The 12,190-nt window shown below is 61.8% G+C and carries 13 protein-coding genes; 4 read left to right on the top strand and 9 right to left on the bottom strand.

What is annotated here, in order from left to right; translation table 11 throughout:
• Positions 1 to 43: 43 nt before the first annotated feature.
• From dnaQ to uvrB, 9 genes are all read right to left on the bottom strand, one after another.
• On the bottom strand, positions 44 to 760 hold the full coding sequence (gene dnaQ, locus ACHWUQ_RS16045) for a DNA polymerase III subunit epsilon (RefSeq protein WP_312408987.1): 717 nt from the start codon (positions 758 to 760) through the stop codon (positions 44 to 46).
• Between the two features lie 71 nt (positions 761 to 831).
• Entirely contained in the window at positions 832 to 1,170 is a 339-nt protein-coding gene (gene fdx, locus ACHWUQ_RS16040) for an ISC system 2Fe-2S type ferredoxin (protein ID WP_239811831.1), read from the bottom strand.
• A gap of 29 nt (positions 1,171 to 1,199) precedes the next feature.
• Positions 1,200 to 3,065 (bottom strand): Fe-S protein assembly chaperone HscA, encoded by a 1,866-nt coding sequence (hscA, locus tag ACHWUQ_RS16035; RefSeq protein WP_394681734.1) that lies wholly within the window; start codon positions 3,063 to 3,065, stop codon positions 1,200 to 1,202.
• A gap of 123 nt (positions 3,066 to 3,188) precedes the next feature.
• Positions 3,189 to 3,707, bottom strand: a complete 519-nt coding sequence (hscB, locus tag ACHWUQ_RS16030; RefSeq protein ID WP_394681836.1) for a Fe-S protein assembly co-chaperone HscB — start codon at positions 3,705 to 3,707, stop codon at positions 3,189 to 3,191.
• A gap of 115 nt (positions 3,708 to 3,822) precedes the next feature.
• Complete coding sequence (iscA, locus tag ACHWUQ_RS16025) at positions 3,823 to 4,146, bottom strand: iron-sulfur cluster assembly protein IscA (protein WP_021025848.1); 324 nt, start codon at positions 4,144 to 4,146, stop codon at positions 3,823 to 3,825.
• Positions 4,147 to 4,152: 6 nt separating this feature from the next.
• The gene (iscU, locus tag ACHWUQ_RS16020; protein WP_021025849.1) at positions 4,153 to 4,551 is read right to left on the bottom strand and encodes a Fe-S cluster assembly scaffold IscU; all 399 of its coding nucleotides are present in this window, start codon (positions 4,549 to 4,551) and stop codon (positions 4,153 to 4,155) included.
• A 36-nt stretch (positions 4,552 to 4,587) separates the two neighbouring features.
• Positions 4,588 to 5,808 (bottom strand): IscS subfamily cysteine desulfurase, encoded by a 1,221-nt coding sequence (locus ACHWUQ_RS16015; protein WP_312408985.1) that lies wholly within the window; start codon positions 5,806 to 5,808, stop codon positions 4,588 to 4,590.
• A gap of 148 nt (positions 5,809 to 5,956) precedes the next feature.
• Positions 5,957 to 6,493, bottom strand: a complete 537-nt coding sequence (iscR, locus tag ACHWUQ_RS16010) for a Fe-S cluster assembly transcriptional regulator IscR (RefSeq protein WP_021025851.1) — start codon at positions 6,491 to 6,493, stop codon at positions 5,957 to 5,959.
• A 219-nt stretch (positions 6,494 to 6,712) separates the two neighbouring features.
• Positions 6,713 to 8,806, bottom strand: a complete 2,094-nt coding sequence (gene uvrB / locus ACHWUQ_RS16005; RefSeq protein WP_312835992.1) for an excinuclease ABC subunit UvrB — start codon at positions 8,804 to 8,806, stop codon at positions 6,713 to 6,715.
• 144 nt (positions 8,807 to 8,950) lie between these two features.
• Between uvrB and ACHWUQ_RS16000 the strand changes: the two genes are divergently transcribed.
• The 4 genes from ACHWUQ_RS16000 (at position 8,951) to ACHWUQ_RS15985 (ending at position 11,995) form a co-directional block, all read left to right on the top strand.
• Positions 8,951 to 10,150 carry an amino acid aminotransferase gene (locus tag ACHWUQ_RS16000; RefSeq protein ID WP_312408984.1) on the top strand — a complete coding sequence of 400 codons (1,200 nt, stop codon included), beginning with the start codon at positions 8,951 to 8,953 and terminating at the stop codon, positions 10,148 to 10,150.
• A 247-nt stretch (positions 10,151 to 10,397) separates the two neighbouring features.
• Positions 10,398 to 10,643, top strand: a complete 246-nt coding sequence (locus ACHWUQ_RS15995; protein ID WP_239811826.1) for a GlsB/YeaQ/YmgE family stress response membrane protein — start codon at positions 10,398 to 10,400, stop codon at positions 10,641 to 10,643.
• An 80-nt stretch (positions 10,644 to 10,723) separates the two neighbouring features.
• Positions 10,724 to 11,275 (top strand): hypothetical protein, encoded by a 552-nt coding sequence (locus tag ACHWUQ_RS15990; RefSeq protein ID WP_394681733.1) that lies wholly within the window; start codon positions 10,724 to 10,726, stop codon positions 11,273 to 11,275.
• A 117-nt stretch (positions 11,276 to 11,392) separates the two neighbouring features.
• On the top strand, positions 11,393 to 11,995 hold the full coding sequence (locus ACHWUQ_RS15985) for an isochorismatase family protein (RefSeq protein WP_239811824.1): 603 nt from the start codon (positions 11,393 to 11,395) through the stop codon (positions 11,993 to 11,995).
• Positions 11,996 to 12,190: the final 195 nt, after the last annotated feature.

Genomic DNA, 12,190 nt, shown 5'->3' with positions numbered 1-12,190 from the left:
CAAGCCCTCTATTATGACAGCAAATATTTGCTGGCCGTAAAAATTAGGCCAATTTTCTCCAAATAGTTTTACCGCCACTGGATTTGTCCAATTGCGCGAGCACGTCCTCATGGGCTGCCAGCTCCGCATCGGAAGGCAGGATCACCGGCAGATCAAACTGCGCAAAGTCCACCTTCTTGATGACCACCGCCGAGCCGGATTTGTTGTTGGATGCCATGCTGTCGGATGACAGCAGTTGCTCCTGCCCGCGCGTCATGTTGATGTAGACGTCGGCCAGCAGCTCGGCATCGAGCAAAGCGCCATGCAGGTCGCGGCCGGAATTGTCCACTTCGAGGCGATCGCACAAGGCATCGAGCGAATTGCGCTTGCCCGGAAACAGATCGCGCGCCATCAACAGCGAGTCGAGCACACCGCTGACCATGCTCGATAGCGCAGGCATGCCCACCCGCTCGAACTCCTTGTTCAGGAAGCCCATGTCGAAGGGTGCATTGTGGATGATCAGCTCGGCGCCTTCCAGGTAGGCCCGGATCTCTTCGGCCTTCTCGTGAAAGCGTGGTTTGTCAGCGAGAAACTCGCTGGTGATGCCGTGCACACGCAGCGCGTCTTCATGGCTTTCCCGGTCGGGGTTGAAGTACAGGTGCAGATTGTTGCCGGTGAGCTTGCGGTTGAGCAGCTCGACGCAGCCCAGCTCAATGACACGGTCACCATCGACGACAGACAGACCCGTGGTTTCCGTATCCAGAACAATTTGGCGCGACATCTACAACTTCCTCGACTCAAAACAGCGATTGTAAAAGCCGGGCGCTTCGATACGCCCGGCCCGGCAGATGCTCAGTGGTTTTCCTTGGCGTGGTTGATCGAGTACTTGGGAATCTCCACGGTCACATCCTCGCGCGCCAGAATGGCCTGGCAGGACAGGCGGGACTGCGGCTCCAGGCCCCAGGCACGGTCGAGCAAATCGTCTTCTTCCTCCTCGGAAGGCTCCATGGAATCGAAACCCTGGCGCACGATCACATGGCAAGTCGTGCAGGCACGGCTCATGTCGCAGGCGTGCTCGATGTTGATGCCATTGTCCAGCAGCGCCTCGCAGATCGATGTACCGGTAGGCGCCTTGATCTCGGCGCCTTGGGGACAGTATTCGGCATGGGGCAGGATTTTGATGATAGGCATGGGAGTGTGGTTCTTCTTGCTGTAGTCGGTTAAATGGATTGCACGTTCTTGCCGGCCAGGGCCTGGCGGATGCCACGGTTCATGCGCTCGGCGGCAAAGGCCTCGGTGCCCTTGGCCAGCGCGTCGGTGCTGGCCTCGATCTCGGCGGCGCTTTCGCTGTTGGCCAGCGCATGGCGCAGCTGGTCCATCAGCGCATCGACCTGGCTGCGCTCGGCGTCGGCCAGCAGGTCGCCATCGGCGTCCAGCGCGCTTTGGGTGGCGATCAGCAGGCGGTCGCCATCGACCCGCGCCTCGACCAGCGCGCGTGCCTGCATATCGGCCTGGGCGGTGCTGAAGCTGTCGCGCAGCATGTTCGCGATCTGCTCGTCCGAGAGGCCATACGAGGGCTTGACATCGATATGCGCCTCTACACCGCTCACCAGTTCTTGCGCGCCCACGCTCAGCAGCCCATCGGCGTCGATGGTGAAGGACACGCGGATGCGCGCCGCGCCCGCGGCCATCGGCGGGATGCCGCGCAGCTCAAAGCGCGCCAGGCTGCGGCAGTCGGCCACCAGATCGCGCTCGCCCTGCACCACATGGATGGCCAGGGCCGTCTGGCCGTCCTTGTAGGTCGTGAAGTCCTGGCCGCGTGCGGTCGGAATGGTTTCGTTGCGGCTGACAATGCGCTCGACCAGGCCTCCCATGGTCTCGATGCCCAGCGACAGCGGGATCACATCGAGCAGCAGCAAGTCGCCATTGGTGTCATTGCCGGCCAGCTGGTTGGCCTGGATCGCTGCACCCAGGGCCACCACCTCGTCGGGGTTCAGGTTGGTCAGCGGCGGCTTGCCAAAGAAGTTGCCGACAGCCGTCTGCACCTGGGGCATGCGCGTGGAGCCGCCCACCATCACAACGCCTTGTACCTCGTCCTTGGCGAGCTGGGCATCGGCCAGCGCACGGCGCACGGCCGTCAGGGTCCGGGCGGTCAAGGCCTGGGTGGCCACATCAAAATCGGCACGGCTCAGGGGCAGCGAGATGGTCTGGCCCGACAGTTGCGCCGAGAAGATGACCTGCTCGGCATCGGTCAGTGCTTCTTTGGCGGCCTTGGCGGCCAGTCGCAGTACCGCCTTGTCCTGCGCGGTCTGCACCGCGGCGCCGGTTTTCTCCAGCACCCATTGGCCCAGCGCCGCATCATAGTCGTCCCCGCCGAGCGCCGAGTCACCGCCGGTGGCAATGACCTCGAACACGCCGCGCGCCAGGCGCAGCACAGAGATGTCGAACGTGCCGCCGCCCAGGTCATAGACGGCGTAGATGCCTTCAGAGGCATTGTCCAGGCCATAGGCAATGGCCGCAGCCGTGGGTTCGTTGATCAGGCGCAGCAGCTTGATACCGGCAAGCTGGGCCGCATCCTTGGTGGCCTGGCGCTGTGCATCGTCAAAATAGGCCGGCACGGTGATCACCGCGCCATACAGGTCATTGTCGAAAGTGTCTTCTGCGCGGTAGCGCAAGGTGGCCAGGATCTCGGCGCTGATCTCCACCGGGGTCTTGCGGCCGGCCACCGTCTCGATGGCCACCATGCCGCTGCCCTCGGGTTGCACCAGCGCATAGGCCAGTTGCTCGGGCGCGTGGATATCGGCGAGGTTGCGGCCCATCAGGCGCTTGGCCGAGGCAATGGTGTTGGCGGCATCCACACCGGGATGGGCGAGCGCCGCATGACCGATGTCGCGCTTGCCATTGGCGTGGTAGTGCACCACCGATGGCAGCAGCACCCGGCCTTCATCATCCGGCAGGCATTCGGCCACGCCGTTGCGTACGGCAGCGACCAGGGAATGCGTGGTGCCCAGATCAATGCCCACGGCGATGCGGCGCTGGTGGGGATCGGGAGATTGGCCAGGTTCTGAAATTTGGAGCAATGCCATGGATGCGATCTATCTTGTGTTCTCTTGCCTGCGGCCCGCAAGGGATGCGGGCGCAGCGGTCTCAACGGGGGGCGCCAAGGCATGCTGTGCGGCCTGGTGGGCCACCCTGCCTTGGTCAAAAGCCTATTGTCCCAGTTGCTCGCGGCGGCGGTCGATGTCGCCGCTAAATCGCGCAACAAACATGAGGGCTCTCACCTGCTGGGCCGCCTGTGCGTAGTCACGCTCCACATCCAGCAGTCGCTGGCAGCGCTCCAGCATCGCGCGGCGGGCACTGGCCACCTGGTCGTCCAGCGCGTCCACATCGGCTTGGGACTGCGCCTCTTCCAGCGCCTCGCGCCACTCCATCTGCTCCATCAGAAAAGCGGTGGGCATGGCGGTGTTGTCTTCGGCACGGATGGGTGCGTCATGCAGCTCGCACAGATAGGCGGCGCGCTTGAGCGGGTCCTTGAGGCGCTGGTAGGCCTCATTGATGCGCACCGACCACTGCATCGCTACGCGCTGGGCAGCAGCACCTTGCGACGCAAAGCGGTCCGGATGGGCCTGCTTTTGCAAGGCCTTCCAGCGCTCGGCCAATTGCTGGGCGTCTTGCGCAAACTGCAGCGGCACGGCGAACAGTTCGAAATCGTTGGATTGCAGAATCATCATGAAAAAACCGCCTGGCAAAAGCGCAGGCGGTTTGCAGTTTTGGCATCAGCGATGCCGACAAACAAGGCCAGACCGGCCAGGGATGGCCAACCGGGCGCCTGAACCTGAGGCCTCAGATTCTGAAGCTCTCGCCACAACCGCAGCGATCGCGCTCATTGGGATTGTGGAACTTGAAGCCCTCGTTGAGGCCCTCACGCACAAAGTCCAGCTCGGTGCCGTCGATATAGGCCATGCTCTTGGGATCGACCAGCACCTTGACGCCGTGGTCCTCGAACACCACATCTTCGGGCGCTGCCTCGTCCACATACTCGAGCTTGTAGGCCAGGCCCGAGCAGCCGGTGGTCTTCACGCCCAGACGCACACCCACGCCGTGGCCACGGCGTGACAGGTAGCGGTTGATATGGCGCGCAGCCGATTCAGAAAGCGTGACAGCCATGGCGCCTTAAGCCTCCGCCTTGGCGGTGTGCTTGGCCTTGTAGTCGTTGACTGCAGCCTTGATCGCGTCTTCCGCCAGGATCGAGCAGTGGATCTTCACCGGTGGCAGAGCCAGCTCTTCGGCGATCTGGGCGTTCTTGAGCGCAGCGGCTTCATCGAGCGTCTTGCCCTTGACCCATTCGGTCACCAGCGACGACGATGCAATCGCCGAGCCGCAACCGTAGGTTTTGAAGCGAGCATCCTCGATCACGCCGGTGTCGGCATTGACCTTGATCTGCAGCTTCATCACGTCGCCGCAGGCCGGAGCGCCGACCATGCCGGTGCCCACGGATTCATCACCCTTGTCAAAAGAGCCCACGTTACGGGGGTTCTCGTAATGATCAATCACTTTGTCGGAATATGCCATCTTGGTACCTCTTAACAGTTATCGGCTGCGCCGGCTTTAGTGGGCAGCCCACTGGATGGTGCTCAGATCAACACCGTCTTTGTACATTTCCCACAGGGGGCTCAACTCGCGCAGCTTGGTCACGTTCTCACGGATCGATGCGACGGCGTAGTCGATGTCTTCATTCGTCGTGAAGCGGCCAAACGTCATGCGCAGGCTGCTGTGCGCCAGCTCATCGCTGCGGCCCAGCGCGCGCAGCACGTAGCTGGGCTCCAGGCTGGCGGAGGTGCAAGCAGAACCCGAGGACACGGCCAGGCCCTTGATACCCATGATCAGCGATTCGCCTTCGACGAAGTTGAAGCTGATGTTCAGGTTGTGGGGCACGCGGTGGGTCAGGTCGCCGTTGACGAACACCTGCTCGATGTCCAGCAGGCCGTCGAGCATGCGCTGCTGCAGCGCCTTGGCATGGGCGTAGTCCTTGGCCATGTCTTCCTTGGCGATGCGGAAAGCCTCGCCCATGCCGACGATCTGGTGCGTAGCCAGCGTGCCCGAACGCATGCCGCGCTCATGGCCACCGCCGTGCATCTGCGCTTCAATGCGCACACGTGGCTTGCGGCGCACGTACAGCGCACCAATGCCCTTGGGACCATAGGTCTTGTGCGAGGCCAGACTCATCAGGTCCACCTTCAGCGCGGTGACATCGATCTCGACCTTGCCGGTGGCTTGCGCCGCATCCACGTGGAAAATGATGCCCTTTTCGCGGCAGATGTTCCCGATGGTGTCGATGTCCTGGATCACGCCGGTTTCGTTGTTCACGAACATGACGCTGACCAGAATCGTGTCGGGACGAATGGCCGCCTTGAACACGTCCAGGTCCAGCAGACCATCTTCCTTGACGTCCAGATAAGTGACCTCAAAGCCTTCGCGCTCCAGTGCACGCATCGTGTCGAGCACCGCCTTGTGCTCGGTCTTGACGGTGATCAGGTGCTTGCCCTTGCCCTTGTAGAACTGGGCAGCGCCCTTGAGCGCCAGATTGTCAGACTCGGTGGCACCGCTGGTCCAGACGATCTCGCGCGGATCGGCGTTGATCAGTGCGGCGACTTGCGCGCGGGCCTTCTCAACCGCCTCTTCCGCCGTCCAGCCCCAGGCATGGCTGCGCGATGCAGGGTTGCCGTAGTTCTCGGACAACCAGGGAATCATCGCTTCAACCACGCGTGGGTCCACCGGCGTGGTGGCACCGTAATCAAGGTAAATAGGGAAATGTGGGGTCGTGTCCATATCTGGCTCTACTGGCGCGTGCTGGTGGCACCCGCAAAAACTCAAAACGCAATCATCGAATGACTTGCACACCCTCTGGAAGGCGCAACAAGACCTCCCGGCACCGTGAAAGGCACCGGGGATGCGGCGACCAGCGCCGCATCAAGAATCAGGATTTGGCAAACACATTGCCCAGCGCAAACACCGAGTTCGGTGCCGTCACGCGAATGGGCTTGACCACCGGCGTGGTCGAGATGGCGCGGCGCACGATCGGCTTGTCTTCGATCTGGATGCCCTTGGCCAACTGGTCGTCCACCAGCTTTTGCAAGGTGACGGAATCCAGAAATTCAACCATGCGCTGGTTCAGCGATGCCCACAGCTCGTGCGTCATGCAACGGCCGGCTTCACCCATACAGTTTTCCTTGCCACCACACTGCGTGGCGTCAATAGGTTCATCTACCGACACAATGATGTCGGCAACTGTGATCTCGGCGGCCTTGCGAGCCAGCGTGTAGCCGCCACCGGGGCCACGGGTGGATTCCACCAGCTCATGGCGGCGCAGCTTGCCAAACAGCTGCTCCAGATACGACAGCGAGATCTGCTGACGCTGGCTGATGGCAGCCAAAGTTACCGGGCCATTGTTCTGGCGCAAAGCCAGATCAATCATTGCAGTGACTGCAAATCGGCCTTTGGTAGTGAGACGCATAATCGTTCCTTAGAGGTCAGGCTTGATAACCATAGACGCCCAATGCAAGCAAGCCACCCGCAATGACATCGTCGTAGCCTGTCGCTCCACCCTGCATGCAGGGTAGGTCCCATTCATCGATAGGCTTTTTTCTTGTTGTTGAGTAATTTGTGTCAGTATAGCACAATGCCCCCTGAATTCGCTCGGGTAAGCAAAGATTACTTACAGAAACTGACAACGCTAGAGGCTGCGGGTATTCCCTGCCCCTGGAGAAGCGCCACCAAAAGCCCTTTGCTTCAAAATGGTTAATTGGTCGCGGGCCTGGGCTGCCGCCTCGAACTCGAGATTGCGCGCCGCCTCCAGCATCTGTTTTTCCAGGCGCTTGATTTCCTTGGCAATCTCCTTTTCGGACATGTCCTCGACCTGGGCGCGGCTCATCGCCACCTGCTGGGCACGGTCCATGTCATCGCTGGCCTTGGTGCTGTAGACGCCATCGATCAAATCACGCACTTGCTTGACGATGCTGCGCGGCACGATGCCATGCTCCGCATTGAAGGCCATCTGCTTTTCCCGGCGGCGGCTGGTTTCGTCCATGGCCTTGCGCATCGAGTCCGTGATGCGGTCCGCATAGAGGATGGCCTTGCCGTTCATGTTCCGCGCGGCACGGCCAATGGTCTGGATCAGGCTGCGCTCCGCACGCAGAAAACCTTCCTTGTCCGCATCCAGAATCGCCACCAGCGATACCTCGGGAATGTCCAGGCCCTCGCGCAGCAAATTGATGCCGACCAGCACATCGAACGTGCCCAGACGCAGATCGCGAATGATCTCGACCCGCTCGACGGTGTCAACATCGGAGTGCAGGTAGCGCACTTTCACGCCGTTGTCGGTCAGGTACTCGGTCAGCTGCTCGGCCATGCGCTTGGTCAAGGTGGTGATCAGCACCCGCTCCTGCACCTTGACCCGCGCGTGGATCTCCTGCAGCACGTCGTCCACCTGGTGGGTGGCGGGGCGCACCTCCACTTCGGGATCGACCAGGCCGGTGGGACGCACCACCTGCTCGACGATCTTGCCGGCATGGGTCTTTTCGTAGTCGGCTGGCGTGGCCGAGACAAATACCACCTGGCGCATGCGCTGCTCGAATTCGCCAAACTTCAGCGGCCGGTTGTCCAGCGCGCTGGGCAGGCGAAAGCCATACTCCACCAACGTGGTCTTGCGCGCCTTGTCGCCGTTGTACATGGCATTGAGCTGGCCAATCATCTGGTGGCTCTCATCGAGAAACATCAGCGCATCCTTGGGCATGTAGTCCGTCATCGTCGGCGGCGGATCGCCGGGCGCGGCGCCCGAGAGGTGGCGGCTGTAGTTCTCAATGCCCTTGCAGTGCCCCACTTCGGTCAGCATCTCCAGATCGAACCGGGTGCGCTGCTCCAGGCGCTGCGCTTCGACCAGCTTGCCCTCCCCCACCAATTGCTTGAGGCGCTGGGCCAGTTCTTCCTTGATGGTTTCCACCGCAACCAGCACCTGGTCGCGCGGCGTCACATAGTGGCTGCTCGGGTAGATGGTGAAACGCGGCACCTTCTGGCGCACGCGCCCGGTCAACGGATCGAACAGCTGCAGACTCTCTACCTCGTCATCGAACAGCTCGATGCGCACTGCCATTTCACTGTGCTCGGACGGAAACACATCGATGGTGTCGCCGCGCACGCGGAAGGTGCCGCGCGAGAAATCTGCATCGTTGCGCTTGTACTGCATGCGCACCAGCTGCGCGATCGCATCGCGCTGGCTCAACTCGTCGCCCACCCGCAAGATGAAGCGCATCTTGGTATAGGACTCGGGCGAGCCGATACCGTAGATCGCCGACACGGTCGCCACGACGATGGTGTCGCGGCGCTCGAGCACACTCTTGGTGGCCGACAGGCGCATCTGTTCGATGTGCTCGTTGATGGCACTGTCCTTTTCGATGAACAGGTCGCGCTGGGGCACATAGGCCTCGGGCTGGTAGTAGTCGTAGTAGCTGACGAAGTACTCCACCGCGTTCTTCGGAAAGAACTCGCGGAACTCGCTGTACAGCTGTGCGGCCAGCGTTTTGTTGGGGGCAAACACGATGGCCGGGCGCCCGGTGCGCGCAATCACATTGGCCATCGTGAAGGTCTTGCCCGAGCCGGTGACGCCCAGCAAGGTCTGAAAGGCCTCACCGTCATCAATGCCTTCCACAAGCCCGTCGATGGCCGCCGGCTGGTCACCAGCGGGCGGATATGGCTGGAACAGCGTGAATGGAGAGCCGGGGTATTGGATGAATTCCCCCTCGCGGGGTGCCTCTGGAGTGACTTCGTGCATAGGTCGGGTATGCCACGCGCGAGCGGGCGTCGCTAGAATACGGGGTTAACCCCAAAGCGTACTGCAAAATTGCGGTAGAGGCGATGGCCTCTTGTTTGGCATTTGGGGGTGCAAAGCCAGATTTCTACCTACCAAGGACTACACATGTCTCTTTTCTCTTCCGTCGAAATGGCCCCACGCGACCCGATCCTGGGTCTCAACGAGCAGTACACCGCCGATACCAACCCCAACAAGGTGAACCTGGGCGTGGGTGTGTATTTCGACGACAACGGCAAGCTGCCGCTGCTGCAATGCGTGCAGGCCGCAGAGAAAGCCATGATGGACAAGCCCACCCCCCGTGGCTACCTGCCTATCGACGGTATCGCTGCCTACGACAACGCAGTCAAGGCGCTGGTGTTCGGCGCTGACTCGCAAGTCGTCACCTCCGGCCGCGTGGCGACCGTGCAAGCCGTCGGCGGCACCGGCGGCCTGAAGATCGGTGCGGACTTTCTCAAGCGCCTCAACCCCCAGGCGAAGGTGCTGATCTCCGACCCGAGCTGGGAGAACCACCGTGCGATCTTCCAGAACGCCGGTTTTGAAGTTGCCAGCTACCGCTATTACGACGCGGCCAACCGCGCCATCGATTTCGACGGCATGATCGCCGATCTGAACGCTGCCGCCGCCGGCACCGTGGTGGTGCTGCACGCATGCTGCCACAACCCGACCGGCTATGACATCACCGCCGCCCAGTGGGACAAGGTCATCGAGGTGGTCAAGGCCAAGAACCTCGTCGCCTTCCTGGACATGGCCTACCAGGGGTTTGGCCACGGCATTGCCGAAGACGGCGCCGTGATCGGCAAGTTCATCGCTGCCGGCCTGAACATTTTCGTGTCGACCTCGTTCTCCAAGAGCTTCTCGCTCTACGGCGAGCGCGTGGGCGCACTGTCCGTGGTTGCCACCGACAAGGAAGAAGCCAGCCGCGTGCTGAGCCAGCTCAAGGTCGTCATCCGCACCAACTACTCCAACCCGCCCACCCACGGTGGTGCCGTCGTAGCTGCAGTGCTGAACAACCCCGAGTTGCGCGCACTGTGGGAAAAGGAACTGGGTGAGATGCGCGTGCGCATCAAGGAAATGCGCCAGAAGCTGGTCGACGGCCTCAAAGCCGCCGGTGTGAAGCAGGACATGAGCTTCATCACCACGCAGATCGGCATGTTCTCGTACTCCGGCCTGAGCAAGGACCAGATGGTGCGTCTGCGCTCGGAGTTTGGCGTGTACGGTACGGACACGGGCCGCATGTGCGTGGCTGCGCTGAACAGCAAGAACATCGAGCACGTCTGCGCATCGATTGCCAAGGTCGTCGCCTGATCCCCTGCCCCCTCGGTCTGCGGCTACCAAGGCCCAGACCTGCGAAAGCAGCCCGCGCCCCAGCAGCGCCGGCTGCTTTTTTCATGCGCGTGACAGTGCCAGTTCACCGTTGTTTATCACGTAAAGCCGCTGGATTCAGACCCTTCTCCTACAAACAGCCTTACAGTGCCTTGGTACGCTTCAGGGCGTATTGGCCAGGCCCACCTTGCGCAGGCGCTGGCGTTCACAGCTCAACGGAGAACTACGCATGTCCATCATTGGAACCATTTTCATCGGCCTGATCGTGGGCCTTATTGCACGCGCCATCAAGCCCGGAGACGACAAGATGGGCTGGATCATGACCATCCTGCTGGGCATTGCCGGCTCGCTGCTGGCGACCTACGCCGGTGTCGCCATGGGGTGGTACCAGGAAGGCCAGGCCGCCGGCTGGATCGCCTCGGTGGTCGGCGCCATCATCTTGCTGGTACTCTACGGCCTGATCCGCAAGCGCTAAGCGCAAAGCAGCCTGCGCCAGGCGGGAGGGCCCGCGGACGCAGGCATTTTTTTTCAGCTGTTTACTTCACCCCGACACCCATGAAACTTGGACGCAAGCCCCGCCCCCTGTCCGCACTGCAACTGGCCGCGCAAACCGGCAACCCTGCGCTGCTGGAGGCGGTTGAGCAGTCCCAAAAGCTGCTGCACCGCAAAGCCCTGATGGCCGCGCTGGCCAGCGCGACGCCGGTGCCAGGGCTCGATATGGCCGTGGACGCCGCGTTGCTGTCGCGCCTGATCCCGCAAATCAGCAACTACTTTGGCTTGAGTGATGAGCAGATTGCGCGCCTGACGCCCGCCAAGCGTGCGAAGGTACAGAACACCGTCAATATGCTGGGCGGTGTGCTGGTGGGCAAGCTGATCACCAAGGATGTGATCATGCGCGGCGCCAAGGCGCTGGGCATGCGCCTGACCGTACAGCAGGCCAGCAAATATGTGCCGATCGCCGGCCAGGCGGTGTCAGCCGCCCTGGGGTACGCCACCTTGCGCTACCTGGGCGAGCAGCATTTGCGCGACTGCGTGCGGGTAGCGCACGAAGCGGGCATTGTGCTGCCAGTCGTCTATGCGCCTGCTCTGGACCAGAACCAGCGCTGAATCCCGCCCGGCGGTGCGGCTGCCAGGCCTGCCGCTGTTGGATGGCTTTTGCACCCTTCGTCAGTCCCTGCGCGATGCCGCAGCAGCGGCCGGGCGCCGTCACAGGTAAAATGCCGCATGCTTTTAGATTTTGAAGAATCCCAGCTGGTGCTGGTCGACTACCAGGAAAAACTGATGCCCGCCATTTTTGATGGCGCGCAGGTGCTGAAAAATGCCACCCTGCTGGCAAAGGTAGCCCAACAACTGCAGGTACCCGTGTTCGGTACCGAGCAAAATCCCAGCAAGCTCGGCCCCAATGCCGCAGAGCTGCGCGGGCTGTGCAACAAGACCTTGGCCAAGATGTTCTTCAGTGCTGTGCCAGAGGGCCTGAACGAATGGTTGCGCCCTCCGGCCAAGCCCCAGGGCGGCAATGCCCGCAGCCTCCCCAAGCACCTGCAAAAGCCGCAACAAGCCGCACCTGAACGCAACAGCATCATCATTGCCGGCTGCGAAGCCCATGTCTGCCTGCTGCAGACCGCGCTGGAGCTGCTCGAAGACGAGTTCGATGTCTGCGTGGTCACCGATGCCTGCAGCAGCCGCACCGAGCGCAACCGCGATGCCGCCTTCGACCGCCTGGCCGGTGCCGGCGCAGAGCTGGTCACCACCGAGATGGTCATCTTCGAATGGCTGCGCAGCTGCGAGCACGAAGACTTCCGCGATATCCTGCAGATGATCAAGTAAGACCTGGCTGAAGCCTCTCCAGCATGTCACCCGCCCAGGCTGCTCCACAGGCAGCCTTTTTTACGCCTCTGCTTCTGGCGCGCCCCGCTACTTATATATGAAGGGGTGCGTGACGCCCCCCCTCTCCTTACCGTTGAGCCCAGCGAACCAACGCCGCGCAGACAACAAAAAAGCTTCCCGAAGGAAGCTTGGTTC

The sequence above is a fragment of the uncultured Comamonas sp. genome (assembly GCF_964277875.1).
GTDB classification, from domain to species: Bacteria; Pseudomonadota; Gammaproteobacteria; order Burkholderiales; family Burkholderiaceae_C; genus Comamonas; species Comamonas sediminis.
Note: the sequence above shows the minus strand (reverse complement) of the source record. Positions and strands in the feature narration are given on the sequence as shown.